Below are 24432 nucleotides of genomic sequence, written 5' to 3'. Positions count from 1 at the left end.
AGCATGTATTTGCATGCGTGCGGGTCAGGTCACCACCCAGGCAATATAGAGAAGGGTCAGCGCAATAATCCAGAGGGCGACGCGGCCGGAGCGGTTATGGCGCGCTTCGGACCGGCCGATCGCTTCGGCCGTCTCGGCATCGAAGCGCAGGCCGTTCTCGCTCATGTGCAGAAGCTGCTGATGGAACTTCTCTGTCTTCGCCGCAATTTCCGGCGCGGCCTCGGCGAGCTTTACCGCTGCCTTGAGGCCATCCTTGATGTCGGTGACGATCCGCTTCGGGCCCAAATTGTTGCGGATCCAGTCGCCAACGACGGGTTCTGACGCTTTCCACATGTTGAAACGCGGGTTCAGGATGCGTGAGACGCCCTCGACGACGACCATCGTCTTCTGCAGCATCACCAGTTCCGGGCGCGTTGCCATGTCGAAGAGTTCGGTCACTTCGAAGAGCAATGTCAGGAGCTTGCCCATCGAGATGGTTTCGGCCGGCTGGCCGTGAATAGGCTCGCCGATGGCACGAATCGCCTGTGCAAAGCTCTCGATATTGTGGTGGCTGGGCACGTAGCCCGCTTCGAAATGCACTTCCGCCACGCGGATATAATCGCGGGTGATGAAGCCGTAGAGGATTTCGGCGAGGAAACGGCGCTCCTTCTTGCCGAGTCGTCCGACGATGCCCATGTCGACGGCTACGATCATGCCCGTTGCGTCGACGAAGAGATTGCCGGGATGCATGTCGGCATGGAAGAAGCCGTCGCGCAGTGTGTGGCGCAGGAAGGACTGTATCAGCGTGTCGGCGAGCGCATTGAGATCGTGGCCGGCAGCCCGCAAGCCATCAACGTCGGACATCTTGACGCCGTCGATCCATTCCATGGTGATGACGTCGCGACCGGTGCGCTCCCAGTCCACCGTCGGCACGCGGAAACCCGGATCCTTTTCCGTGTTCTCGGCGATCTCCGAAAGGGCTGCGGCCTCCAGCCGAAGGTCCATTTCGACCTTGGTCGTCTGCTCCAGCGTCTTCGTCACCTCAATCGGCCTGAGGCGCCGGCTGGAAGGCATGAAGCGCTCCTGCATATGGGCGACGAGATACATCGCCTCGATATCATGCGTGAAGCGCTGGCGCACGCCCGGGCGTACCACCTTGACGGCGACCTTCTTGCGCCCCGTAGGCGTGTCAACCTCGGCGGGATGTACCTGCGCGATCGAGGCGGCAGCGATCGGATCGCCGAAGCTTGCATAAAGCTCGTCGATCGAACGACCGAGCGAGCCTTCTATGCTCGCCTTTGCCGCTGCCTGCGGGAAGAAGGCCATGCTGTCCTGGAGCTGCGAAAGATCGTCTGCGAACTCTACCCCGACAACGTCGGGCCGGGTGGCGAGGAACTGGCCGATCTTCACATAGGACGGCCCGAGCCTTTCGACCGCCTTGGCCAACCTGTCGCTGCGTTTCTGGGACTTGGCGCGATTGCGCGCGAAGAGGCCGGCAAACGACTTGGCGGCGCCGACGGAAGGCGGCAGGTCATCGGACGGCAGCGCCGAAATGACGCCTTCGCGCACCAGAATCCAGCCGACGCGCCAGAGTCGGAAATATGCTCCCAAAGTGCTCATGAGGTCCGGAATTCTCTGCTAATGCGGGCCGCATGCAGTGTCATGGTGCTTGCTGCCATTCCTAGAGCTTCCAGCCGGAATGCAGGGCAGCGATGCCGCCGGTGTAATTGGTGAAGCTGACGCGCGAGAAGCCGGCACCGCGGATCATGGCTGCAAAGTTCTCCTGGTTGGGGAATTTGCGGATGGATTCGACGAGATACTGATAGGGCTCCGCGTCACCGGTAATCGCCTTCCCGAACTTCGGAATGGCATTGAACGACCAGGTCTCGTAGACGCGGTCGAGCAGCGGCATGTCGACTTCGGAAAATTCCAGCACCAGCAGCCGACCGCCGCGTTTCAGCACGCGATAGGCTTCGCCGAGCGCCACGTCGATGCGCGGCACGTTGCGGATCCCGAAGGCGATCGTGTAGGCGTCGAAGCTGTTCGCCTCGAATGGCAGTTCTTCCGCGTTAGCCTCTATGAAGGTCAGGTTGTCGGAAAGCTTCTTCTTGGCCGCGCGCTCCGCGCCGACGCCGAGCATCGAGCCGTTGATGTCCAGCACGGTGGCATGCGCCTGACCGCCGGATGCCTCGACGATGCGGAAAGCGATGTCGCCGGTGCCGCCGGCAACGTCCAGCACCTTGTAGCCGGGCTCCTTGCGCGGGTTCAGCGCCGATATCATCGCATCCTTCCAGACGCGGTGCATGCCGACCGACATCACGTCGTTCATGATGTCGTAGCGCTTGGCGACCTTGTGGAAGACGTCGTTGACGAGCCCCTGCTTTTCACCGCCCGCAACTTCGCGGAAGCCGTAGGATGTTTCCATGCCGCCTTCGGCGGAGGTACGGCTGTCTGACATCGAACTGCTCCATATCTCTTAAATCAACGCGGCGACCATAGCGAAAGCGGGCCGTTGGCGCTATCTGTGGGCCACGCTCCGGTCCGCGGCACCTTGGCGCTATAGCGCACATCGCGGACGGTTGAAACATGTTAGATATAGATGGGTTAAGATGCCGGAATTGCCAGAAGTCGAAACCGTCAGACGCGGGCTTGCGCCGACGATGGAGGGCGCACGCATCGTCCGGCTGGAGCTGCGACGCAATGATTTGCGCTTCCCGTTTCCGGACGATTTCGCGGCGAGGGCCTCGGGACGGACCATCCTCTCTCTCGGCCGCCGCGCCAAGTATCTGCTGATCGATCTCGATGACGGAAGCACCATTATCTCCCACCTCGGCATGTCGGGATCCTTCCGCATAGAAGCCGGACCGGCTTCCGATGTGCCGGGCGACTTTCATCATCCGAGATCCAAGGACGAAAAGCACGATCACGCGATCTTCCATCTGGATGGCCCGGCGGGCCCGAGCCAGGTCATCTACAATGACCCGCGCCGCTTCGGCTTCATGGACATGGCCGAACGGATTGCGCTCGACGTAAACCCTTTTCTCCTAGGCCTCGGTCCGGAGCCCACGGGCAACGAGCTCAGCGCCGCCTATCTCGCCAAGCGCTTCGTAGGCAAGTCACAGCCGTTGAAGGGCGCGCTGCTCGACCAGAAGAATATTGCCGGTCTCGGCAACATCTATGTGTGCGAGGCCCTGTGGCGAGCCCATCTGAAGCCGACGCGCGCCGCCGCATCCCTTGTGACGAAAACCGGCAGGCCCACGGCGCAGATGGAATTGCTGGTCGCCTCGATCAGGGATGTGATCGCCGATGCCATCAAGGCCGGCGGTTCGTCGCTGCGCGATCATATCAAGGCGGACGGGTCGCTCGGTTATTTCCAGCATTCCTTCTCGGTTTATGACCGCGAAGGTCAGCCTTGCCGCACACCCGGCTGCGGCGGTACGGTTGCCCGGATCGTTCAGGCCGGGCGCTCTACCTTTTATTGCCCCGTCTGCCAGAAATAGTGAACTCGACCGGGAGGAAGACCATGGCTTATGAAACACTGATCGTCGAAAACCGCGGTGCTGTGGGCCTGATCACGCTGAACCGCCCGCAGGCGCTGAATGCACTCAACTCGACCGTCCTCAAGGAGCTTCTGCTGGCGCACGCCGGTTTCCAGGCAGACGATGCCATTGGGGCGATCGTGTTGACCGGCTCCGAGCGCGCCTTTGCCGCTGGCGCAGACATCAAGGAGATGCAGCTGCTCGACTACGTCGATGTCTATAGTCACGACCTGATGAGCGGCTGGGACGACGTCGCCAAGGTCCGCAAGCCCGTTATCGCTGCCGTCAGCGGCTTTGCGCTCGGCGGCGGCTGCGAGCTTGCCATGATGTGCGATTTCATCATCGCATCCGAGACCGCCAAGTTCGGCCAGCCGGAGATTACCCTCGGAGTCATTCCCGGCATGGGCGGATCTCAGCGCCTCACGCGCGCCATCGGCAAATCGAAGGCGATGGACCTGATCCTGACCGGCCGCATGATGGATGCGGCGGAAGCCGAGCGTGCGGGACTCGTTTCGCGTGTGGTGGCACCGGGCCGGCTGTTGGATGAGGCATTGGAGGCAGCCGCCAAAATTGCCTCGCTATCGCGTCCATCGGTGCTGATGGCCAAGGAGGCCGTCAATCGGGCGCTCGAAACGACACTTGAGGAAGGTCTGCGTTTCGAGCGCAGGCTTTTCCATAGCCTCTTTTCCACCGAGGATCAGAAAGAGGGGATGACGGCTTTTGTTGAAAAGCGCAAACCCCACTTCAAGAACCGCTGAGCCTTGGAGAAAGGCGGCGTTTCCTTGAAAATGCGCGTTGACGCCGGTTGGCTTTAGGGTTATATGCCCGCCCAAGGTTCGGGAAGCCAATCCGGTTTTCCGATAATGCTCCCGCATTGCTGTGTAGATATTGGCCGCAAGGCCCGCGGTAATAGCGGAGTTTGTTCGAATTCTTGAGAGAGGCATTCCATGGCCAATACAACTTCGGCGAAAAAAGCGACCCGCAAGATCGCCCGCCGTACCGACGTCAACAAGGCTCGTCGCTCGCGCGTTCGCACTTACGTTCGCCAGGTCGAAGAGGCGCTCGCATCCGGCGATGCAGCCAAGGCAAAGGAAGCTTTCCTTGCCGCGCAGCCTGAGCTGGCCCGTGCAGCAAGCAAGGGTGTTCTTCACGCCAACACTGCGTCCCGCAAGGTTTCGCGCCTCGCTGCGCGTGTGAAGGCTCTCTCGGTCGCAGCGACCGCGTAATCTTTCGTTAACAAACCTATCGTTATGATTAGCCCGGCAACTTTGTCGGGCTTTTTCGATTCCGCCGACCAGCTGACGTATGGTTAATTCCACGACGAATTCATGTCGAGCGTGTGACACGAAATATATAATTAAATCAATGGCTTGCGACAGGATACTTCAGGTGAGCTCGACTCAGGCCCCACAATCTGCGGTCTAGACGGAGTCAAGAAGCTTTTTTCTTTTTTTCTTTTTATGCGTGTCAAAATTGTTGGCGAGCGGAATCTCGTTGATTCAAAAGCGATTCTTTTTGGACGTGAATGGGGCGCCCGAAAACTGTCGAGGGAGTCAACGGTGCGCACTTAATTTTGCGTAAAATTCATCGTTGATTCCCGCATTCGATCCTGCCTAAATGCCGGTCAACAAGGGGTCCGGACATTACCTGTGAAGACTTGATCTGAAACTGTCGCGTCGACAGGCCGATCGTTCTGTGTCTCTTGTTCCGGAGGTTTTAAGCCTCCGGTTTTTCACGCATCTGAGTGTTCTTAGCCGCGGCGTGGCTGTCGCGGGGCGCGGATGCTTTGTGCGTTTTCGGGTGCACGTTTGACGTGAAACCGAAGGATAGGCGAAGTCGTGACGAAGACATGCTGGCTGGCGTAAGACGAGGGACGTCGACCAGTCCGGGAGACACACGAACCCGCATGATACGGGTTCGGGCTTTTCGGGAAGCGGTTTTGTGTAGGACGGTATTTGAGTGAACCGGCAGGCGAGTGGCTCATGAGGGTGCCATTTTTCGGTCATAGCGGGGAAATAATCCGGGCGACAACGAAAGTCGGCCGGTGAATTTGGAAGGCGGCGTAATGCAGATGAATTCTATGGCGGCGGATGTTTTGGGCAGTGGGGGCGATAAACCGCAAGAGTTTGGCTCAGTTTGCGCCGAGGCGGCGGGGGAAAAGGGAGATATGAAAAGTGCCGTGCTTTTTGATCGCGTCAGCGCGCGCCTCAGGGCGCAGGTCGGACCGGATGTCTACGCGAGCTGGTTCGCGCGGCTGAAGCTTCACTCGGTATCCAAGAGCGTGGTCCGGCTGACAGTGCCGACGACGTTCCTGAAATCTTGGATCAACAACCGTTATCTCGATCTGATCACCGGCCTGTTTCAGGCGGAAGATTCCGAAATTCTGAAGGTCGAAATTATGGTTCGCACGGCGACGCGCAGCGTTGCCAAGCCGACTGAGGAGACGGTTCTTCAGACGCCCGCGTCGACGGTATCCAACATGCGTCGCCCGACGGCCCAGCAAGCCGGTCAGCTTACGCAGCAGGCGGTATCGGCCGCAGCTGCGGCGCGGCCTACAACATCCGGCCAGCCGCTGTTTGGCTCGCCGCTGGATTCCCGCTTCACGTTCGACACCTTCGTCGAAGGCAGCTCGAACCGGGTTGCTCTTGCGGCGGCAAAGACAATCGCAGAAGCCGGGCAAGGCGCCGTCCGCTTCAATCCGCTTTTCATTCATTCGAGCGTTGGTCTCGGCAAGTCGCATCTGCTGCAGGCGGTCGCCAATGCCGCGGTTCAGAACCCGCGGGCACTTCGCGTCGTCTATCTGACGGCGGAATATTTCATGTGGCGCTTCGCCACGGCAATCCGCGACAATGATGCCCTGACGCTCAAGGACTCGCTGCGCAACATCGACCTTCTGATCATCGACGACATGCAGTTCCTGCAGGGGAAGATGATACAGCACGAGTTCTGCCATCTGCTCAACATGCTGCTCGACAGTGCCAAGCAGGTCGTCGTCGCTGCCGATCGTGCACCCTGGGAGCTTGAATCGCTTGATCCCCGCGTCCGTTCGCGACTGCAGGGCGGCGTGGCGATAGAACTCGACGCGCCTGACTATGAAATGCGTCTCGAAATTCTGAAGCGTCGCCTTGCTGGAGCGCGCATCGAAGATCCGTCGCTGGAGATTTCTCCCGAGCTTCTGAACCATGTCGCGCGCAGCATCACGGCAAGCGGCCGTGAACTGGAAGGCGCTTTCAACCAGTTGCTCTTCCGTCGCTCCTTCGAGCCAAATCTGTCGATCGAACGCGTGGATGAGCTTCTCGCCCATCTGGTCGGCTCAGGCGAGCCCCGCCGGGTGCGCATCGAGGATATCCAGCGCATCGTCGCGCGCCACTACAATGTCTCGCGCCAGGAGCTGGTTTCGAACCGGCGCACCCGCGTCATCGTCAAGCCGCGCCAGATCGCCATGTATCTGGCCAAGACGCTGACGCCGCGTTCCTTCCCGGAAATCGGTCGCCGCTTCGGTGGACGCGACCACACCACGGTGTTGCATGCCGTGCGCAAGATCGAGGAGCTGATTTCGGGCGATACCAAGCTTTCACATGAAATCGAGCTGCTGAAGCGTCTGATCAACGAATAGACGACGGTTTTTCACCAGAATTCAGCGGCCGGAAGCAATTCCGGCCGTTTTCATTTATGCGCTTTTTATCTTATACAGCGCGCACACGCATACGCCGCGAGAGGAAACGCGGCGCCCAGGAGGAACTATGAGCTTTACGAAAATAGCCGTTGTCGGCCTAGGCAAGGTCGGCCGGCTGGCCGCGACGCTTTTGCATGAAGGCGGCTTCGAGGTCATCGGCGTCGATGCGCATCCACCGGCAGGCGAGTTGCCGTTCAGGTGCCGCGGCGGCGACATCTCGGATCCGCGGGTGATCGGCGAACTGCTTTCGAGCGTCGAGGCGGTATTGTCCTGCCTGCCGTATCATCTCAACATCGCCCTTGCCCGCGCCGCCCATACTGCCGGTATCCACTATTTCGATCTGACGGAAGACGTCCCGACCACCAATTTCATCATCGAGCTGTCGAAGACGGCGCGCGGCCTGATGGCGCCTCAGTGCGGCCTGGCCCCCGGCTTCGTCGGCATCGTCGGCTCCAGCCTTGCTGACGGCTTCGACCGCTGCCGTTCGATACGCATGCGCGTCGGTGCCCTGCCGCAGAATCCGACGGGTCTGCTCGGCTATGCCTTCAACTGGTCGCCGGAAGGCGTCGTCAATGAGTACCTGAACGACTGCGAAGTCATCGAGGGTGGCGTGCGCAAGCTGGTCTCGCCGATGGAATGGCTTGAAACGATCTACGTGGAGGGCGTCAAGCTCGAGGCATTTACGACATCGGGCGGCCTCGGCACGATGTGCGACACCCTGCTCGGCAAGGTCGAGAACCTCGACTACAAGACGATGCGCTACCCAGGCCACATGGATCTGATGAACTTCTTCTTCCACGAGTTACTGATGCGCGACAAACGCAAGCTGGCCGGCGAAATTCTGACGGACGCCAAGCCCCCGGTCGAGGACGACGTGGTCTATGTTCACGTTGCCGCGGAGGGAACGGAGAAGGGCAGCCTGCGCCGCAAGGAGTTCGTCCGGGCCTATTATCCGATCGAGATTGCGGGTGCTCGTCGTACAGCGATCGCCTGGACGACGTCGGCCTCGGTCGTTGCCGTCATCGAGATGGTCCGCGACGGCTTGCTGCCATCCACCGGTTTCCTGCACCAGGAGCATATACCGCTGGACATGTTCCTGAAGACGCCGACGGGCAGCCTTTTCAAGACCGGCACGTCGAAACGCGTCTAGCTCCTCAGGCTGGTCCAGTAGGCCCCTTCGAAGGGAACGGCCGCGAAGCGCTCGTTGATCTCGGCAAGGCTGCCTGCCGGATCGACATCGCCAGAGAACTCCGGTCTCACCCAGGTCGCGACTGCTTCGGCGGCGAGAATGTTCAGCGGCACGGCATTGAAGAAATTCCACAATCCGTGCACGTTGCCTTCGCGTATAGCCTTGAGCGGCGCGAGATTGGCCGCCCTGACGGCGGTGCCAAGTGATCGCCGCGCTTCCGCGGGATCGACGCCCGGACCAATCGAGAATGACGTATAGACGCCCCCGGGCGATCCGGTCGCAATATAGACATCCGGATCGGCTGCGATCAGATATTCCGCCGTCACCGGACCTCCCTGTGGCGGGAGATTGTTCTCCGCGACGTTGCGTCCGCCAGCCAGCGTGATCAGTTCACCCAACCCGGTTCGCCCGATCGCCCAGCTTCCGCGTGTTTCGCTCGGAAAGGCATCCATCAGCACCAGCGGACGCGGTTCGGAAGCAACCGATGCTTTCGCCTTGATGCGATCCAGCCGCGTTTCGAAGAACCGCGCGAACTCCTCAGCTTGTTGGTCGCGTTCGAGGACGCGCCCGAGAAGCCGCATGTCGCGCGGTGTCGTTTTCAAGGGATCGCGATTGAAATCGACGACGATGACGGGAACGCCGACAGATTCGAGATAGCCGATCGCTCGAATGCCGGGTTCGCTGTCGGCCTGCCACATTCCCATGATCGCCAGATCCGCCCGCAGTGACAGCGCCGCCTCAAAAGACATGCCGTCGGCTTCGCCGTTCCCGACCAGCGGCACGGTCTCCAGGGCCGGGAATTTCTTTCGGAAAGCGTCGTAGATGAACGGGTTGTCGGTTTTCATGTCGCTTGCCCACCCGGCAAGCAGGCTCACGGGGTCCGGGTGGATCAACGACAGGGCGACAAGGTTAAAACCGGTTCCGAGGATGATGGCGGTGGGCTTCTTCGCGATGGTCACCGACCGCCCGATCGCGTCGGTCACCGTGAGCGGCCAGCGCGATTGCGCCTTGGCCAGATAGGGAGCGCCGGCAATCGTCAAAGAGGCTGAAGCGAGGAAGCCGCGCCGGGTTAAGTTGGATAAGTTCATTGTGCGTTCCGCTGACTGGGCAAGGCGCAAAGCTTGCCGCAACTCGGGATGCCGGGAAGCATGTAGCGCAGGCAACAGACCTTTCGCCTTGCCACGCGCTCCCCGTCTTCTTCCAGGTATTGCACGCAACCGCAAAACGGATTGACGCCGCCGTCGGGCAGGCAGCCGCGCACGAAAAGCGGCAGATCGACGTCCGAAGCCGGGCGGCTATGATCCGTCAGGCGCAGCGCGTAGTCTATGTAGACGGCAGCATTGTTCCAGCATAGCTTCGCCGAGATACCGCAAGTCTTGAGCTGCGCTACTGCTTCGCAGAGATGGGCTTCGAGCAGCGGACTGACAGCGTCGAAGCTGTCGCTCCCTTCGGTGGCGGTCTTGCCGCCGTTCCGCACGCCGAAGGCCCTTGGTAGCCCGTTGTCCGCCAGGGCGATCGTCATGTCGGCGAAGGCGACAGGCAGGCACTGTCGGGCAAGACGACGTGCCAGCAGGTAGGGAATCGTAAGGCCGGAAAAATAGTAGAGAGACCACATGGAGACGACGGCGCGTCGGTCTGTTCCGCTCGAAGCCTCGGAATACAGGTCGATGGCACGTTCAAAGCCGTCACCGGCAAAGAACGCCGGCAGCGGCACGCCGTCCGCAAGCGCTTCCGCGAGCATCATCTTGTCCCGGCACCAGGCATGGTCGCCGGAGAAGGCAGGCGACAGGCCGGATGGCCCATCGTCTTCGTTCCCGTGCTGGTGCGGAGCGCTCGGCATCGGCTTACCACGTGTAGCGCAAGCTACCAATGACCGCGCGGCCCTGGTCGCGGTAGCAGTAGTTCGAGCTGCAGGTCACGTCCCTGCGGTCGAAGAGGTTGGTGGCATTCACCTGCAGGCTGAGGCCATCATACGTCTTGTCGAGCGCCCCGAAGTCGAAGCTCACGGCGGCGTCGAAGAGCACCTTGGCGTCGTTCTCGAAGGTGTTGTAGTCGCTGCCATAGCTCTTGCCGATATAGCGGGCCCCGAACCCCATCCCCAGGCCGTAGGCGCCGCTGTTCTCCTGGAATTTATAATCCGTCCAAAGCGAAGCGAGGTTGAATGGCGTACTTGAAACGTAGTTGCCGACTGTTCCCGCGCTGCCTTCCAGGATCTTGAGGTTGGTGTAGCTGTAGGCAGCGGTGAACGACAGCCCGTTGTCGAGGCTTGCGGTTGCTTCAAGTTCGATCCCGCGTGAGCGCAGCTTGCCGCGCTGGACCTGGGTATTGTTCGAACCAATCACTTCCCAGAACAGGCCGTTGTCCTGGTCGATGTTGAAGGCAGCGGCTGTCAAAAGCAGATTGGTGTTCGGGACGAGGTATTTGATACCGATTTCCTGCTGCGTGCTCTCGGTAGACTTGAAGGGCTCGCCGGTAACGTCGCTAATGCCGACGTTGGGGGCGAATGCCGTCGAGTAGCTGGCATAGGGCGCAAGGCCGAATTCAGTCTCGTAGGTGAGGCCGATACGCCCGGAGAAAGCCCGGTCGTCCTGCGAGAAATTGTTCGTTGCCCCGGTTGTCAGATTGGTGGTGTCGCTGTCTGTCCACACCCAGTCATACCGCCCGCCCACCGTAAGCGTCCACGCGTCGTAGCGGATCTGGTCTTGAATATATGGGCCAAGTTGCCATTGGTCCTGCGCATCCCTGGAGGTGAAGGCAGGTGTTGTGATCGGGCCGCCATAGTTCGGGTTCAATAGATTGAGAGGCGTGGTGGCTGCCTCGCCACCCTGCGCGTGATAGCGCAACTTTTGTGCATCTATCCCTACGAGCAGCGTGTGCTCGAATTCGCCGGTATCGAATTTTGCTTCCAGCTGGTTGTCCATCACCGCCGCAGTCAGGCGTTCATCAAACACACCCGCCATGCGGTCGATTCTGGTGAAGTCGTAGACATAGGGACTGGCATCCGTGCCGTCGCCCGATGCAATGACAGGCTGGTAGCCGTAGACATACTGCGCATCGATATGCGTCTGCGACAGCCGGAAATTCTGGCGGAACGTCAGCCCGTTGTCGAATGTGTGCTCGAATTCCCAGCCGATGCGTCCCTGATTCTGAACCGAGTCGTTAAACGAAGGGTCGCCCGAGAAGAAATCGGTGATCAGGGGAAGCCCGGTGGCGAAGTAGTCGTTGTAATAGGCTGCGGTGCCGCCGGTCTTGGTCCGGGAGTACTCGCCAAGGATGGTGAGTTTGGTGTCTTCGTCCGGCTTCCACATGAAGGCCGGCGCGATATAGGCGCGGTCGTCCGGTACACCCATCTGGTCCGTATTGGCGTCGCGGAAAAGGCCGGTCATGCGATAATAGAATGGATCCTCGGCGTTGACCGGACCGGAAAGGTCGAATTGGCCCTGGTAACGCTGATCAGTTCCGTACACAGCCTGAACCTCGTGATAGGCCTCTTCCGTCGGGCGCTTGGTAATGAGGTTATAGAGACCACCGGCACCGGTGGCGCCGTAGAGGGCTGACGACGGGCCGCGGAGGATCGAGACACCTTCGAGGCCGTAGGGTTCGTTCTTGAACAGCGAGGAGCCGGCGCCTGGTTGACGCAGATTGTCACGGAACACTCCGTTGTAGGTGACGTCGAAGCCGCGCACGAAGAACGCATCGAAGCGCGGGTCGAAACCATAGGCCCCGACGCGTGTGCCTGGCGTATATGCGAGCGTTTCCAACAATGTTTGTGGATTGCGATCCTTCAGTTGCTGCTCGGTCACCGAGGAGATGGATTGGGGTATCTCGATGAAGGGAGTATCGGTTTTCGCGCCGGTCGCGCTGCTCTTGCCGACATAACCGTCGGCCTGGATTACGCCACCACTGCCGCGATTGACCACGATATCCTGGAGCACCGTTGCGCCGTCATCCTGCAGCGTACCGGTGGCCGCGTCTTGCGCCTTGGCAGGCAAGACAAGATAGGCTGTGGTCGCACTTGCCAATGCGGATGTTCGTAGCATTCTGGTGACAAAGTGTTTAAAATTCATGGACTTGAAGGCCTCGGCATGCTCATTTCAACAAACTATGCTGAGTGTAATAGTCAAGAAATAGCCCGAGGAAAACCCATTTTTATGACAAAATTACTCCACTTTTAGAAAGCATGGCATATCGGTCACAGCAAGATCAGCTCCGTGCCTCTGAAAGCAGCCAGCGGCGGAAGGCCGCCGTCGCCGGTCGTTCAAGCGCGATACCGGGATAGACGAGATGAAAGGCAAGGCGACTGGCGACGCCGAGCGGAAACGGTGCGACGATCGTACCGTCCCGCAGCTCCGATTTCACGAATGATCGCCGCATCAGCGCGATACCAAGTCCAGCCTTCATCGCCTCATAGGCGCCATTGCCATGCATGAAGATCGGTCCGCGAGAGGCATCCACCTTTCCGGCGCCTGCCGCCTCAAGCCATAGCTGCCAATCATGTCGGTAGACATCGTGGATCAGCTGGACCTTGGCAAGCCTATCAGGCGTGGGCTTGTCGCCGAGCTCCGCAGCAAGTTTCGGCGTACAGACAGGCACAAGCTCGTCATCTACCAGCCGCTCGCTGACGAGACCGTCATAGCCGCCGAGCCCGTGACGGATCGCGAGGTCGATCCCGTCACGCTGAAAGTCCATCACCCGGTGAGATGCGCTGATGCGCACATCGATCTCGGGGTGGATCGCCTCGAAACGGCCGAGCCGTGGCACAAGCCAGTAGGTTGCAAAGCCAGCCGTGCAGGTGACGTCCAAAACATCCTTACGCACCCGCGCCGTGATCGCTGCCGTTGCCTCCCGCATGAGGCGGAAGGCCGCCCGCAAGGTAGCAAAGTAGTCGGCTCCCTCGACGGTCAATGCGAGCGCCCGCGTCCTGCGTTCGAATAACTGCACGCCGAGCACCGCTTCCAGATCGCGGATCTGCAGGCTGACTGCCCCCGGCGTCACATTGAGCTCCCGTGCCGCCAGCGTCATGCTGAGGTGGCGGGCAGCGGCTTCGAATGCGCGCAGCGCGGAAAAGGAAGGGATGTAATCGCTCATGATTTAGCCCAACTAAAGCGTATGCCGAAAAAGACTCGTTTGTCGAGATGGAGTTATCGCAATAATATCAGCATAGAGACTGTCGTAAATCCAAATATGACGCCGGTGTTCAGCGAAATTATTTCGATAGCCGTCGTTGAGGTAACGCAAAAATCGGGTGGCGTGGGGGCCCGCCGCGGCATAGACCGGTGGCACGCTCAATAGGGAGGGACGAACATGCAACAGAAACAGATGGGCTTTGCGGAGTGGGGGATGCTGCTTGTCCTTTCCCTGCTTTGGGGCGGTTCCTTTCTCTTCAACGGTATTCTGGTGAAGAGCCTGCCACCTTTTACCATCGTTTCCGGCCGCGTGGTGATCGCAGCTATCGCACTCAACCTCATCGTGCGTGTCACCGGCCACGCCATGCCGCGCGATGCCAAGTCATGGGTGGCCTTCTTCGGCATGGGCGTGCTCAACAACATGATCCCTTTTTGCCTGATCGTCTGGGGGCAGACGCACATCGCCAGCGGCCTTGCGTCGATCCTCAACGCGACGACGCCGCTTTTCGGCGTCATCGTGGCGCATCTGCTGACGGCCGACGAGAAAATGACTGGCAACCGGCTGGTAGGCGTCCTCGTCGGCTTTGCCGGCGTCGCCTACATGATCGGTTTCGACGTGCTCCGGGATCTCGGGTCGAATGTGCTGGCCCAGCTCGCCGTGCTAGGCGCGGCGCTGTCCTACGCCTTCGCCGGCATATTCGGTCGGCGCTTCCGCCAAATGGGCATGGCTCCGCTCATTCCGGCTGCGGGCCAAGTGACGGCCTCCGCCTTCCTAATGTTGCCGATCGCCCTTATCGTCGATCAGCCCTGGACCCTGGCGTCGCCATCAGCCGAGACCTGGATGGCCTTGCTCGGCCTCGCGTTACTATCCACAGCGGTTGCTTACGTGCTGTTCTTCCGCATCCTGGCAACGGCCGGTGCGACCAACCTGATGCTTGTCACGTTCCTGATCCCCGTCAGCGCCATTCTTCTCGGTGTGGCTTTCCTTGGCGAGCAACTGCAGGCCAAGCATCTCATCGGCATGGCGATGATCGCGATTGGCCTCGCGGCTATCGACGGGCGCCTGGTGTCGCTGGGAAGAAAGCGAACGGCATGACCAGGAGTGGTTTCTAGCAGGCGAGATCGGCGACGACGGAATCGAGAATCAGCATGCCTGATGGCGTGCAGCGAAGCCGGGAGTTGCCGATCCGCTCGATGAAGCCGTGCTCCAGCAGGAATTCCTCGCGCTTCGGGTCGGGATCCCGGCCGGAAAGCTGCTGCCAACGGGCAAGATCGACACCCTCGGTGAGGCGAAGCCCCATAAGCAGCAATTCGTCGGCCTGTTCGTCATAGCCGAGCTGTTCCTGCTCGAGAACGCCGTGTCCATCACGTTCCACGAGGTCGAGCCAGGCTTCGGGCTTTCGTTCGGTGGCCGTCGCAAGCTTCGCCGACCCACGGGTCAGACGTCCATGCGCGCCCGGGCCGATTCCGGCATAGTCGCCGTAGCGCCAGTAGGTCAGGTTGTGGCGGCTCTCGGCACCCGGCCGTGCGTGGTTCGATACCTCGTACGCCGGCATGCCTTCGCTGGCGGTGATCTCCTGCGTCGCCTCGTACAGCAACGCCGATTGGTCGTCGTCGGGCACGATCAGCTTGCCGGCCTTGTGCAAGCCGAAGAAGGGCGTGCCTTCCTCGATGGTCAGTTGGTAGAGCGACAGGTGGTCGACAGCGTACGAGATGGCCTGCCGGAGCTCGCGCTCCCATTCCTCGACTGTCTGCTTCGGGCGAGCATAGATCAGATCGAAAGACATGCGCGGGAAGATGTCGCGCGCCAACTTGATCGCCTTCATTGCATCGGCCACGTCGTGCAGTCGTCCGAGAAATTTCAGGTCACGGTCGTTGAGCGCCTGTACGCCGAGCGATACGCGGTTGACGCCGGCGGCGCGATAGCCGCGGAAGCGTTCGGCCTCGACGCTGGAGGGGTTGGCCTCCATGGTGATCTCGATGCCATCGGGCATATGCCATTCCCTGGCAATGCCGTCGAGGATGGCGGAGACGGTGGACGGGTTCATCAGCGACGGCGTGCCGCCGCCGAGAAACACGCTGGTGACTGTCTTCGGGCCGCTCAACTGCCGCATCGACGCCATCTCCTTCAGGAAGGCAGCCGTAAAGCGCTCCTGATCCACGGGCTGGTGGCGGACGTGGCTGTTGAAATCGCAATAGGGGCACTTGGCGGCGCAGAACGGCCAATGCACGTAGACCCCGAAGCCGGGCTCACCGGTATCAGGCAGAAGAGCGGCATTGCGCGTCAGGTTTGGCTGTTCCAAGGTGTCCACGATGGGGTCTTACGCTTCCAGGCAGGTTTCGACGAAGATCTTGAAGGCACGGGCACGGTGCGAGAGAGCCTGGGCGTCGCCTGGTTTCCAGCCATGCTTTTCCTCGGCGCTCATTTCTCCAAAGGTAGTCTCATAGCCTTCGGGTTGGAAGACCGGATCGTAGCCAAAGCCCTGGCTGCCGCGCGGCGGCCAAGCGACTGTTCCCTCAACTTCGCCGCGAAAGAGTTCGGTATGACCGTCCGGCCATGCGAGGCAGAGAACGCTGACGAATCGCGCCGTGCGCTGCTCCGGCTTGCTGGCGCCGGCTTTTTCCAGAGCCGTCTCGACCTTCCGCATGGCCATCGCGAAATCGCGCGTGCCATCGGCGGTTTCCGCCCAGTTGGCGGTGTAGACCCCGGGATCACCGCCGAGCGCGTCGATCACCAGCCCGGAATCGTCGGAGAGGGAAGGGAGACCGGACGCTTCGGCGGAAGCGAGTGCCTTGATCCTGGCATTCTCTTCGAACGTCGTTCCGGTTTCGTCAGGCTCGGCGAAGTTCAGCTCGGCAGCCGACTTGGCGGTAAAGCCGAGCGGGCCGATCAGGTCCTGGATTTCGCGGATCTTGCCGGCATTGTGGCTGGCGACGACGATGGTCTTGGTCTCTAGCTTGCGCATTGGATGTCCTATTCGATGCCCCAGATTCTGGCTTCGGCGCATTCCAGGCTGTTACCGGCGGGATCCCGAAAGTAGATTGATCGGCCACCCTGCGGCCACGTCACTTCGGATTCGATGTCGACGCCCGCAGCCTTGAGTTGCCTGCCGATGGTATCGAGGTTTTCTGCCGACACCCGGAAGCAGGCATGGCCGGAACCCACCGTGCCATGCGGCGGCACCTGCAGCGCGTGTCCGCTGGCTGGCTTGGTTGTTTCTTCCGGGTTGAAGATCAGCAGAACCCCGGCCCCGCAGCGATAGAAGACATGCCGGTTGGCCGCCCGCGTGATTTTCTGAAGTCCGAGAACGCCTTCATAGAAAGCCTCGGCCTTGTCGAGATCATCGGCATAAAGCGCCGTTTCCAGCATGCCTTCCAGCATGTCGTTCATCAGCCAATGGCCTGCTTCTGCATGTCGACCAGCTCGGCGATGCCGGTCTTGGCAAGTGCCATCAGCGAGGCGAATTCCTCGTCGCTGAACGGCGTGCCTTCGGCCGTGCCCTGGATTTCGACGATGCCGCCCGAACCGGTCATCACGAAGTTCGCATCGGTTTCAGCCGAGCTGTCCTCGAGGTAATCGAGATCGATCACCGGCTGGCTGGCGAAGATTCCACAGGAGATCGCGGCGACGTGGTCCTTCAGGACCCGCTCAACCTTGATCATGTTGCGGCTTTCCATCCACTTGAGGCAGTCGTAGAGCGCGATCCATGCGCCCGTGATCGACGCGGTGCGGGTGCCCCCATCTGCCTGGATGACGTCACAGTCGAGGGTGATCTGGCGCTCGCCGAGTTCCTTGAGATCGACCACGGCGCGCAGCGAGCGGCCGATCAGACGTTGGATTTCCTGGGTGCGTCCGCCCTGCTTGCCGGTTGCGGCTTCGCGCTTCATGCGGTCGCCGGTGGCGCGCGGCAGCATGCCGTATTCGGCAGTGACCCAGCCCTTTCCGGAATTGCGCAGCCACGGCGGTGTCTTTTCTTCAAGGCTGGCGGTGCAGAGCACGTGCGTGTCGCCGAACTTCACCAGGCAGGAGCCTTCGGCGTGCTTGGAAAAGTTGCGCTCGAAGGTCACCTTGCGCATCTGGTCGGTTTTTCTGCCTGAAGGCCGCATTCTATTCTCCTGAGCGCATGGTGCCGAAAATGATAAGCAATTCCCGGAACTGACCATGCGTGTTCTTGTGTTGTTGACCGCTTCTACGATTGGCTGCGTTCATTTGCAATTTCCCTTTTGCCACGGCGGGGAGATTGGCTATATTTTGCGGGATCATCATCAGAACAGGTGCGCAAGTCTTAATGGAATTCAGGCCGACGTCGATTTCGGATGCCGTTGCTGCGCTGGACGAACGCTCGAAGGAAATCTTTCGCCGCATCGTGGAAGGGTATCTCGAGACGGGCGAGCCGCTTGGGTCCCGCAATCTCTCGCGCATTCTTCCCATGTCGTTGTCGCCGGCCTCCGTGCGCAACGTTATGAGCGATCTGGAGGAGCTCGGGCTCGTTTATTCACCGCATGTCAGCGCCGGCCGCCTGCCAACCCAGATCGGGCTGCGCTTCTTCGTCGATGCCTTCATGCAGGTCGGAGATCTCTCGGCGGAGGATCGCGCCAATATCGACCGCCAGGTGCGGGCGGAAAACCGCGACCACCCCATGGAAACGATGATGAACGAGGCAAGCCGGATGCTCTCGGGAATTTCCCGTGGCGCGGGGCTTGTCATCACCTCGAAGAGCGATCCGGTACTGAAGCACGTCGAGTTCATCCGTCTCGAGCCGACGAAGGCCCTCGCCGTTCTTGTCGGCGATCATGACCAGGTCGAGAACCGTATCATCGAGCTGCCGGCCGGCGTGACCTCGTCGCAGCTGAGCGAGGCGGCGAATTTTCTCAACGCCCATATGACCGGGCAGACGTTGCCCGAATTGCGCAGCCAGCTTGGACGGCTCAAGGATGATGTTCGCCATGAACTCGATGCGCTGTCCCAGGATCTTGTCGAACGCGGCATCGCCGTCTGGTCGGGCAGCGCCGACGAAGGCAAGCCGGCGCAGCTTATCATCCGCGGCCGCGCCAATCTGCTCGCGGGTCTTGGCGGCGCGGACGATCTCGATCGCTTGCGCATGCTTTTCGACGACCTCGAGAAGAAGGACAGCCTGATCGAGCTTTTGAACCTTGCCGAAAGCGGCCCCGGCGTGCGGATCTTCATCGGCTCCGAAAACAAGCTCTTTTCGCTCTCCGGCTCCTCGCTGATCGTGGCCCCCTACCGCGACGAGGACGACCGCATCGTTGGCGCCGTCGGTGTCATCGGGCCGACACGGTTGAACTACTCGCGCATCGTTCCGATGGTTGACTATACGGCGCAACTGATGGCGCGGCTGTCACGTCCCGCGAAATGAACGGGTCAGGCATTATTCGGTAAGCAGTTCGCCGGAACCACCCATCTCGGCAGGCATGTCCTTGTATTTCGGTAGCCCGTCCTTCATGCGCAGAACGGTCTCCTGATAGTTTACATGCAGTGCCGGCACGTACTCGAATTCGGGAATGACGGCAGCGTAGACGTCGGTCACGCCCCACAGTGGATGTTCCGTGTAGAGGTGCCCACCGCAAAGCTCACAGAACTTGCGTACGCTCGTATCGGTCCTCTGATAGCCGTCGATGTGTTCGCCACCCTTGGTTACGCGCAAGGAATGCGGAGGCCACAGCGTGAAGGCGTTTACCGGCCCCGCTGACCATTGCCGACAAGATGTGCAATGACAGTAGCCCATCGCCACCGGTTCGCCCGACACGGTGATCTCGACGGCGCCGCAAAAGCACCGGCCGACATAGTTTTTTTGATCGGTCATCGTGGTAATCCCTGATCCGTTCGAGGAAAGAGCGGCACGAGGATGATATATAGCTAAAATAGAGACTTTTGACATGGTGGATTCACACCCCAGCCGTCGTCTCTGGCTCGGTTCGTGGAACGTCATCGCCCGCCATTCATACGTTCTTCGTCACGCAGACTTGATTTTTGGCGCCCAAAGCTCGATATCGGGCACATCCAAAAAGACACCAATCACCGGAGAACGTCATGACTGACGAAACGACGAAGAACGGACCTGACGCCGCCGCGCACGAAGCCGCAGCTGACGCCGCCGCAAACGTCGAGAACGAAGCCGCCGATGAAGCCGTCTTGCAGCCCAATCCGCTTGAGCTGCTCAAGGCGGAAAACGGCGAGCTGCGCGATCGCTACCTGCGCCTGGCCGCCGACATGGACAATCTGCGTCGCCGCACCGAGCGCGAAGTCAAGGATGCGAAGTCCTATGCCGTCGCAGGCTTTGCCCGCGACATGCTGGCCGTTTCGGACAATCTGCGCCGCGCCATAGATGCTATTCCTGCCGAGGTGCGGGCATCCGCGGATGCGGGCCTTGCAACCCTGATCGAGGGCGTGGAAATGACCGAGCGTTCCATGCTGTCGACGCTGGAGCGTCATGGCGTGCGTAAGCTCGAGCCGGTTGGCCAGAAGTTCGATCCGAACTTCCATCAGGCGATGTTCGAAGTTCCGAACCCCGACGTGCCAAACAACACGGTCGTTCAGGTCGTGCAGGCAGGCTTCTCGATCGGCGAGCGTGTGTTGCGCCCGGCCATGGTCGGCGTTGCAAAGGGCGGACCGAAGATCGTCGAGGAAACCAATTCCGTTTTCGACCAGAAGGACGCCTGATTTCTCAGGCGTCTTTCAAGACAGTCGTCAGATGCGGGCGAAGCGCTCGATCAGGAGATCGAAGAAGCCGTCCGCATCGACATCGCGCATGACCTTGGCGTTGCGTTTGCGGTCCGTCACGTGCCACCAGTCGACGACCGTCATGCCGACCGTCAGTTCGGATTTCACCTCGATCTCGACATTGCAGTCTCGGCCGTCGAACAATTGCGGCCTGAGCAGATAGGCGACGACCGTCGGATCATGCAGCGGGCCGCCGTCCGAACCGTACTTCTCGATATCGAAGCGCTCGAAGAATTCCAACATCTCCACCATCGCCTGAGCCGGCGCGGTGCCAAGATCAGCCATGCGCTTAACCCGGTCCTTGCGGGTCAGCAGCTTGTGGGTCACGTCGAGCGGCATCATCACGATCGGCACGCCCGAGCGAAAAACGATGTCGGCAGCTTCGGGGTCGACGTAGATATTGAATTCGGCTGCCGGCGTGATGTTGCCGCCCTCGAAGAAACCGCCGCCCATCATCACCAGCTCGCGAATGCGCGGAATAATATCCGGGGCTTTCTGAAACGCCATGCCGATATTCGTCAGCGGTCCCAGCGTGCAAAGCGTCACCGCGCCGGCAGGCTGGTCGCGCAGCGTCTCGATGATGAAATCGACGGAATGCTGGGCCTGCAGCGGCATGGTCGGCTCATTGAGAATCGGGCCGTCGAGGCCGGTCTTGCCGTGTACGTGCTCGGCGGTCACGAGCTTGCGCGCGATCGGCTTGTCTGCGCCCGCGAACACCCTGGTGTCGGTTCTGCCGCACAATTCGCAGACGATCCTGGCGTTGCGGCTCGTATAGGAGAGCGGCACGTTGCCGGCCACCGTGGTGATGCCGAGCACCTCAAGCTCCTCCGGGCTGCCGAAGGCAAGCATGATGGCGGCGGCATCGTCCTGACCGGGGTCGGTGTCGATAATGATCTTTCGCGGGTCTGCCATTCCGATCGTTCCATCCTCATGGTGCGCATCTGTGGCATGCACCGTTTGTTCATACTCCCGTCGCAAATCAGCGCAGCCGGCGCGGGTACGATTTGATGCGAGGCAGCGCGCGCTTTGTCAAGGAGTGGAGGCCCGCCCAGGGAAGCGCCGTCTTGCGCAAGGCTGCGGCCGTTCCCATATTGATGCTACCGGATGCTGCGATTTCAGGTCCGGAAAGGGTCGCTTGGATCAAGGACTTTGACAACGATGAGCCGCATCACGCCTTTCACCAGCCCGCTCCTACTGGGCTTTGATGCCATGGAGAAAACGCTTGAGCGTATTTCCAAGGCGAGCGACGGATATCCGCCCTACAATATCGAGCGAATTGCCGCCGATCGCGCCTCCGGCGCGCCGGAGCGCTTGCGTATCACGCTCGCTGTTGCCGGCTTCAGCGAAGAAGAACTCGACGTCTCTATCGAGGAAAACCAGTTGGTGATTCGCGGTCGTCAGGTTGATCAGGCCGAGCGCGAGTATCTTTATCGCGGCATTGCCGCCCGACAGTTTCAGCGTACCTTTGTTCTCGCTGACGGCATGCAGGTGATGGGCGCCAGCCTCAGGACCGGGCTGCTGTCCGTGGACCTCATTCGGCCGGAACCTGACCGTATGGTGAAGAAAATTAACATTTCGGTCTCACAGTAGGACAACGGCGCGACTTGAACCGTTGGTCCCTTCTCTTGGAGGTACAGGAATGTTGATGAAAGAAGCCAATTCACACTTGACCAAAACCGAACTTGCTGGCATCGGCAACGGCGAGGTTGCCTACATCCGCAAAATGCGGTCCGAAGAAGTATCGCGGTGCTTTCCCGAGGCACCGGATATCGATCCCGACGTCGACCTTTGGGCGCTGTTCGGCGCCGATGGCACGCCGATCCTGCTGACGGACAATCGCTCCAGCACCTTTTTCAAGGCTGCCGAAGACGAGTTGAAGACGGTCAGTCTGCACTAGTGAGCTGGCACATAGGCGTGTCAGCGGTTTTCATCTGCAGCGCCGTTGTTCCTCCCATGCGCGGCGTGTCCCGTCAGTGCTATCCTGATGTCAGATGACGCGACGATGCAAGCTGTTGAGCGCTTAGCTTTGCTGCCCTTCTGCCCGAACGCTATTTCCTTAACCACAGGTACAGTTCAATTATTGATGAGACCGTCACCTTGGTGCGGATCGACCAACTAGCAGGCATTGAACTGCGCTATACGCGTTTGAACGTCAGATAGGCGGACGATCTGCCTTCGCGCCGTGCCTTGGCCTCGTAGCGGGTGCTCGGCCATCCCTCGTAGGGCGTCAGCCAGTCAGCGGCATTCTCGGCGATCCAGTCGAAGCCGCCATGGTCGCGGCACTTGAGCAGCGTCCAGTTGACGTAAGTATCGATATCGGACGCGAAGCAGAACAGCCCGCCCGGCTTCAGCACGCGGTGGAAGCGGTCGAGGTTGGTCCTCGACACGAATCGGCGTTTCCAGTGCTTCCGCTTCGGCCACGGATCCGGGTAAAGCAGGTCGATCTGGTCGATTGAGGCGTCCGGCAACCAATCAAGCAGTTGCGTCGCATCGTCGTTGTAGACGCGGACATTGCGAGCGGCCGCATTGTCGACGCTCGTCAGCAGCTTCTGCATGGAATTGATGAAAGGTTCGACACCGATAAATCCGGTGGACGGCATTTCCACGGCGCGATGGATCAGATGCTCGCCGCCTCCGAAGCCGATTTCCAGGCGCAGACTGTCTGTCGGCCCAGGAAAGAGGGACTTCAGCGGCTCGGGTGGAGCCGCTGAAAGATCGATGAGGAACGCCGGGAGCAGGGTGTTCAGTCGCTCTGCCTGATGTTCGCGCAGAGCCTTTCCCTTGCGGCGACCGAAGAAGGCTTCGGTCGCGCGTCCGCGGCGTTCCATGTCGGTCATGCTGCTTCCTTGACCTTGACGGCGTCCTTGAGCGCCTTGACGAGGTCCGTGCGTTCCCAGGAGAACGAGCCGTCGCGGCCAGCCTTGCGGCCGAAGTGACCGTAGGCGGAGGTCTTGGCGTAGATCGGCTTGTTGAGGTCGAGGTGACGGCGGATGCCGGTGGGCGACAGATCCATGTTCTTGCGGATGGCGGCCTCGACCTGGTCTTCCGTCACGCCCTTGCCGGTGCCATGCAAGTCGACATAGATCGACAGCGGCTGTGCGACGCCGATGGCGTAGGACAGCTGGATCGTGCAGCGGTCGGCAAGGCCGGCGGCGACGACGTTCTTTGCGAGGTAGCGGGCGGCATAGGCAGCCGAGCGGTCAACCTTGGTGGTGTCCTTGCCGGAGAATGCGCCGCCGCCGTGAGGAGCTGCACCGCCGTAGGTGTCGACGATGATCTTGCGACCGGTCAGACCTGCGTCACCGTCGGGGCCGCCGATGACGAACTTGCCGGTCGGATTGATGTACCAGTTGCAATCCTTGGCGATTGGCAGGTCACCCAACGCCTCGCGGATGTAAGGCTCGACGACGGCGCGCACCTTGCTGGAGTCCCAGCTTTCGTCGAGGTGCTGGGTCGAGAGGACGATCGACGTGACTTCGGCCGGCTTGCCGTCCACGTAGCGCACCGTCACCTGGCTCTTGGCGTCGGGGCCGAGCTTGGCGACCTCGCCGTCACCTTTTTTACGGGCGGAGGCAAGCAGCTGCAGGATCTTGTGGGAGTAGTAGATCGGTGCCGGCATGAGGTCCGGCGTTTCCTTGCAGGCATAACCGAACATGATGCCCTGGTCGCCCGCGCCTTCGTCGCCCTGTTGGTCCGCGGCATTGTCCACGCCCTGCGCGATGTCTGCGGACTGCGAGTGCAGCAGCACGTCGATCTTTGCCGTCTTCCAGTGGAACCCGTCCTGCTCGTAGCCGATGTCCTTGATGGCGCGGCGGGCGGCGGCCTTGAACTTCGACGGGTTGATGACGTCCGTGCCGTTCTTGTCCTTCTTCATCAGGCTCGGCGGTAGCCGAACTTCGCCGGCGATAATCACGCGGTTCGTCGTGGCCAGCGTTTCGCAAGCGATGCGCACGCCCCAGGGGTTGACGCCGGTCTTGGCCGCTTCGCGGTACACCAGATCCACGATCTCGTCGGAGATCCGGTCACACACCTTGTCCGGGTGACCTTCGGCAACTGACTCGCTGGTGAAGAGATAATTGGCGCGCATTTCGGGATTCCCCTCAAAGAACAAAAAAGCTGCGTAGTTGGTACTCAGTTCGGGCGTGAAAAACAAGCGCAGAAGGACATAAATATATCTTTAT

At 60.5% G+C, this 24432-nt stretch carries 24 protein-coding genes; 10 read left to right on the top strand and 14 right to left on the bottom strand.

All coding sequences use genetic code 11. From position 1 onward, the window contains the following. Positions 1-24: 24 nt before the first annotated feature. Together ubiB and ubiE are read right to left on the bottom strand one after the other, a co-directional pair. Positions 25-1599, bottom strand: coding sequence for a 2-polyprenylphenol 6-hydroxylase (gene ubiB / locus ASC90_RS01320; protein ID WP_056534508.1), 1575 nt, complete (start codon positions 1597-1599; stop codon positions 25-27). A 61-nt stretch (positions 1600-1660) separates the two neighbouring features. Then, complete coding sequence (gene ubiE / locus ASC90_RS01315; protein ID WP_056534506.1) at positions 1661-2437, bottom strand: bifunctional demethylmenaquinone methyltransferase/2-methoxy-6-polyprenyl-1,4-benzoquinol methylase UbiE; 777 nt, start codon at positions 2435-2437, stop codon at positions 1661-1663. Between the two features lie 151 nt (positions 2438-2588). Here ubiE and mutM point away from each other — a divergent pair, with 151 nt between their 5' ends. The 5 genes from mutM (at position 2589) to ASC90_RS01290 (ending at position 8344) form a co-directional block, all read left to right on the top strand. Next, complete coding sequence (mutM, locus tag ASC90_RS01310; RefSeq protein WP_056534504.1) at positions 2589-3479, top strand: bifunctional DNA-formamidopyrimidine glycosylase/DNA-(apurinic or apyrimidinic site) lyase; 891 nt, start codon at positions 2589-2591, stop codon at positions 3477-3479. A gap of 23 nt (positions 3480-3502) precedes the next feature. Further along, positions 3503-4276 carry an enoyl-CoA hydratase gene (locus ASC90_RS01305; RefSeq protein ID WP_056534502.1) on the top strand — a complete coding sequence of 258 codons (774 nt, stop codon included), beginning with the start codon at positions 3503-3505 and terminating at the stop codon, positions 4274-4276. A gap of 189 nt (positions 4277-4465) precedes the next feature. Beyond that, the gene (rpsT, locus tag ASC90_RS01300; RefSeq protein WP_056534500.1) at positions 4466-4744 is read left to right on the top strand and encodes a 30S ribosomal protein S20; all 279 of its coding nucleotides are present in this window, start codon (positions 4466-4468) and stop codon (positions 4742-4744) included. 839 nt (positions 4745-5583) lie between these two features. Next, complete coding sequence (gene dnaA / locus ASC90_RS01295) at positions 5584-7134, top strand: chromosomal replication initiator protein DnaA (RefSeq protein WP_056534498.1); 1551 nt, start codon at positions 5584-5586, stop codon at positions 7132-7134. A 127-nt stretch (positions 7135-7261) separates the two neighbouring features. Continuing rightward, the gene (locus ASC90_RS01290) at positions 7262-8344 is read left to right on the top strand and encodes a saccharopine dehydrogenase C-terminal domain-containing protein (protein WP_056534496.1); all 1083 of its coding nucleotides are present in this window, start codon (positions 7262-7264) and stop codon (positions 8342-8344) included. Here the strand turns inward: ASC90_RS01290 and ASC90_RS01285 are convergent. From ASC90_RS01285 to gcvA, 4 genes are all read right to left on the bottom strand, one after another. Further along, positions 8341-9471 carry an ABC transporter substrate-binding protein gene (locus ASC90_RS01285; RefSeq protein ID WP_056534494.1) on the bottom strand — a complete coding sequence of 377 codons (1131 nt, stop codon included), beginning with the start codon at positions 9469-9471 and terminating at the stop codon, positions 8341-8343. The two genes, ASC90_RS01290 and ASC90_RS01285, sit on opposite strands and share 4 nt — an antisense overlap. Beyond that, on the bottom strand, positions 9468-10223 hold the full coding sequence (fhuF, locus tag ASC90_RS01280) for a siderophore-iron reductase FhuF (RefSeq protein WP_056534492.1): 756 nt from the start codon (positions 10221-10223) through the stop codon (positions 9468-9470). Before fhuF ends, ASC90_RS01285 begins: the two co-directional genes overlap by 4 nt. A 4-nt stretch (positions 10224-10227) precedes the next feature. Next, positions 10228-12423 carry a TonB-dependent siderophore receptor gene (locus tag ASC90_RS01275; RefSeq protein WP_244480271.1) on the bottom strand — a complete coding sequence of 732 codons (2196 nt, stop codon included), beginning with the start codon at positions 12421-12423 and terminating at the stop codon, positions 10228-10230. Positions 12424-12586: 163 nt separating this feature from the next. Beyond that, the gene (gcvA, locus tag ASC90_RS01270) at positions 12587-13471 is read right to left on the bottom strand and encodes a transcriptional regulator GcvA (RefSeq protein WP_056534488.1); all 885 of its coding nucleotides are present in this window, start codon (positions 13469-13471) and stop codon (positions 12587-12589) included. Positions 13472-13687: 216 nt separating this feature from the next. Between gcvA and ASC90_RS01265 the strand changes: the two genes are divergently transcribed. Beyond that, a complete protein-coding gene (locus ASC90_RS01265; protein WP_056534486.1) occupies positions 13688-14605 on the top strand; it encodes a DMT family transporter in 918 nt (305 codons plus the stop codon). A gap of 13 nt (positions 14606-14618) precedes the next feature. Here the strand turns inward: ASC90_RS01265 and hemW are convergent, their stop codons facing one another. From hemW to rph, 4 genes are read right to left on the bottom strand one after another with little or no spacing between them, the layout of a single operon-like run. After that, a complete protein-coding gene (gene hemW / locus ASC90_RS01260; RefSeq protein WP_056534484.1) occupies positions 14619-15821 on the bottom strand; it encodes a radical SAM family heme chaperone HemW in 1203 nt (400 codons plus the stop codon). A 9-nt stretch (positions 15822-15830) separates the two neighbouring features. Beyond that, on the bottom strand, positions 15831-16475 hold the full coding sequence (gene rdgB, locus ASC90_RS01255; RefSeq protein WP_056534482.1) for an RdgB/HAM1 family non-canonical purine NTP pyrophosphatase: 645 nt from the start codon (positions 16473-16475) through the stop codon (positions 15831-15833). An 8-nt stretch (positions 16476-16483) separates the two neighbouring features. Further along, the gene (locus ASC90_RS01250; RefSeq protein WP_056534479.1) at positions 16484-16900 is read right to left on the bottom strand and encodes a VOC family protein; all 417 of its coding nucleotides are present in this window, start codon (positions 16898-16900) and stop codon (positions 16484-16486) included. Continuing rightward, complete coding sequence (gene rph / locus ASC90_RS01245; RefSeq protein WP_056534477.1) at positions 16900-17616, bottom strand: ribonuclease PH; 717 nt, start codon at positions 17614-17616, stop codon at positions 16900-16902. Before rph ends, ASC90_RS01250 begins: the two co-directional genes overlap by 1 nt. A 182-nt stretch (positions 17617-17798) precedes the next feature. On the opposite strand from rph, the gene hrcA reads away from it, so the two are divergent. Beyond that, complete coding sequence (hrcA, locus tag ASC90_RS01240; protein WP_056534475.1) at positions 17799-18887, top strand: heat-inducible transcriptional repressor HrcA; 1089 nt, start codon at positions 17799-17801, stop codon at positions 18885-18887. Positions 18888-18899: 12 nt separating this feature from the next. On the opposite strand, the gene ASC90_RS01235 is transcribed toward hrcA, so the two are convergent. Beyond that, positions 18900-19334 (bottom strand): GFA family protein, encoded by a 435-nt coding sequence (locus ASC90_RS01235; RefSeq protein ID WP_056534472.1) that lies wholly within the window; start codon positions 19332-19334, stop codon positions 18900-18902. Positions 19335-19561: 227 nt separating this feature from the next. On the opposite strand from ASC90_RS01235, the gene grpE reads away from it, so the two are divergent. After that, on the top strand, positions 19562-20191 hold the full coding sequence (grpE, locus tag ASC90_RS01230) for a nucleotide exchange factor GrpE (protein WP_056534470.1): 630 nt from the start codon (positions 19562-19564) through the stop codon (positions 20189-20191). Positions 20192-20218: 27 nt separating this feature from the next. Here grpE and ASC90_RS01225 read toward each other — a convergent pair whose 3' ends face one another. Beyond that, positions 20219-21163: a nucleoside hydrolase gene (locus tag ASC90_RS01225; protein ID WP_056534468.1), complete on the bottom strand. Its 945-nt coding sequence runs from the start codon at positions 21161-21163 to the stop codon at positions 20219-20221. Between the two features lie 246 nt (positions 21164-21409). Between ASC90_RS01225 and ASC90_RS01220 the strand changes: the two genes are divergently transcribed. Beyond that, a complete protein-coding gene (locus ASC90_RS01220) occupies positions 21410-21841 on the top strand; it encodes an Hsp20 family protein (RefSeq protein WP_056534466.1) in 432 nt (143 codons plus the stop codon). A 49-nt stretch (positions 21842-21890) separates the two neighbouring features. Beyond that, the gene (locus tag ASC90_RS01215; RefSeq protein ID WP_056534464.1) at positions 21891-22148 is read left to right on the top strand and encodes a DUF1150 family protein; all 258 of its coding nucleotides are present in this window, start codon (positions 21891-21893) and stop codon (positions 22146-22148) included. Between the two features lie 238 nt (positions 22149-22386). Here ASC90_RS01215 and ASC90_RS01210 read toward each other — a convergent pair whose 3' ends face one another. Beyond that, the gene (locus ASC90_RS01210) at positions 22387-23088 is read right to left on the bottom strand and encodes a tRNA (guanine(46)-N(7))-methyltransferase TrmB (protein WP_056534462.1); all 702 of its coding nucleotides are present in this window, start codon (positions 23086-23088) and stop codon (positions 22387-22389) included. Then, complete coding sequence (gene metK / locus ASC90_RS01205) at positions 23085-24338, bottom strand: methionine adenosyltransferase (protein ID WP_056534460.1); 1254 nt, start codon at positions 24336-24338, stop codon at positions 23085-23087. The genes ASC90_RS01210 and metK overlap by 4 nt, the downstream gene beginning before the upstream one ends. Positions 24339-24432: the final 94 nt, after the last annotated feature.

The sequence above is a fragment of the Rhizobium sp. Root1220 genome (assembly GCF_001426265.1).
Lineage (GTDB): Bacteria > Pseudomonadota > Alphaproteobacteria > Rhizobiales > Rhizobiaceae > Rhizobium.
The sequence above is the reverse complement of the archived record's forward strand: the minus strand, read 5'-3'. Positions and strand labels throughout refer to the sequence as shown.

Bases quoted from the DNA above. Each gene is read 5' to 3' on its own strand.
- ubiB (WP_056534508.1), bottom strand. From the start codon at position 1,599: ATGAGCACTTTGGGAGCATATTTCCGACTCTGGCGCGTCGGCTGGATT.
- ubiE (WP_056534506.1), bottom strand. From the start codon at position 2,437: ATGTCAGACAGCCGTACCTCCGCCGAAGGCGGCATGGAAACATCCTAC.
- mutM (WP_056534504.1), top strand. From the start codon at position 2,589: ATGCCGGAATTGCCAGAAGTCGAAACCGTCAGACGCGGGCTTGCGCCG.
- ASC90_RS01305 (WP_056534502.1), top strand. From the start codon at position 3,503: ATGGCTTATGAAACACTGATCGTCGAAAACCGCGGTGCTGTGGGCCTG.
- rpsT (WP_056534500.1), top strand. From the start codon at position 4,466: ATGGCCAATACAACTTCGGCGAAAAAAGCGACCCGCAAGATCGCCCGC.
- dnaA (WP_056534498.1), top strand. From the start codon at position 5,584: ATGCAGATGAATTCTATGGCGGCGGATGTTTTGGGCAGTGGGGGCGAT.
- ASC90_RS01290 (WP_056534496.1), top strand. From the start codon at position 7,262: ATGAGCTTTACGAAAATAGCCGTTGTCGGCCTAGGCAAGGTCGGCCGG.
- ASC90_RS01285 (WP_056534494.1), bottom strand. From the start codon at position 9,471: ATGAACTTATCCAACTTAACCCGGCGCGGCTTCCTCGCTTCAGCCTCT.
- fhuF (WP_056534492.1), bottom strand. From the start codon at position 10,223: ATGCCGAGCGCTCCGCACCAGCACGGGAACGAAGACGATGGGCCATCC.
- ASC90_RS01275 (WP_244480271.1), bottom strand. From the start codon at position 12,423: ATGCTACGAACATCCGCATTGGCAAGTGCGACCACAGCCTATCTTGTC.
- gcvA (WP_056534488.1), bottom strand. From the start codon at position 13,471: ATGAGCGATTACATCCCTTCCTTTTCCGCGCTGCGCGCATTCGAAGCC.
- ASC90_RS01265 (WP_056534486.1), top strand. From the start codon at position 13,688: ATGCAACAGAAACAGATGGGCTTTGCGGAGTGGGGGATGCTGCTTGTC.
- rdgB (WP_056534482.1), bottom strand. From the start codon at position 16,475: ATGCGCAAGCTAGAGACCAAGACCATCGTCGTCGCCAGCCACAATGCC.
- ASC90_RS01250 (WP_056534479.1), bottom strand. From the start codon at position 16,900: ATGAACGACATGCTGGAAGGCATGCTGGAAACGGCGCTTTATGCCGAT.
- rph (WP_056534477.1), bottom strand. From the start codon at position 17,616: ATGCGGCCTTCAGGCAGAAAAACCGACCAGATGCGCAAGGTGACCTTC.
- hrcA (WP_056534475.1), top strand. From the start codon at position 17,799: ATGGAATTCAGGCCGACGTCGATTTCGGATGCCGTTGCTGCGCTGGAC.
- ASC90_RS01235 (WP_056534472.1), bottom strand. From the start codon at position 19,334: ATGACCGATCAAAAAAACTATGTCGGCCGGTGCTTTTGCGGCGCCGTC.
- grpE (WP_056534470.1), top strand. From the start codon at position 19,562: ATGACTGACGAAACGACGAAGAACGGACCTGACGCCGCCGCGCACGAA.
- ASC90_RS01225 (WP_056534468.1), bottom strand. From the start codon at position 21,163: ATGGCAGACCCGCGAAAGATCATTATCGACACCGACCCCGGTCAGGAC.
- ASC90_RS01220 (WP_056534466.1), top strand. From the start codon at position 21,410: ATGAGCCGCATCACGCCTTTCACCAGCCCGCTCCTACTGGGCTTTGAT.
- ASC90_RS01215 (WP_056534464.1), top strand. From the start codon at position 21,891: ATGTTGATGAAAGAAGCCAATTCACACTTGACCAAAACCGAACTTGCT.
- ASC90_RS01210 (WP_056534462.1), bottom strand. From the start codon at position 23,088: ATGACCGACATGGAACGCCGCGGACGCGCGACCGAAGCCTTCTTCGGT.
- metK (WP_056534460.1), bottom strand. From the start codon at position 24,338: ATGCGCGCCAATTATCTCTTCACCAGCGAGTCAGTTGCCGAAGGTCAC.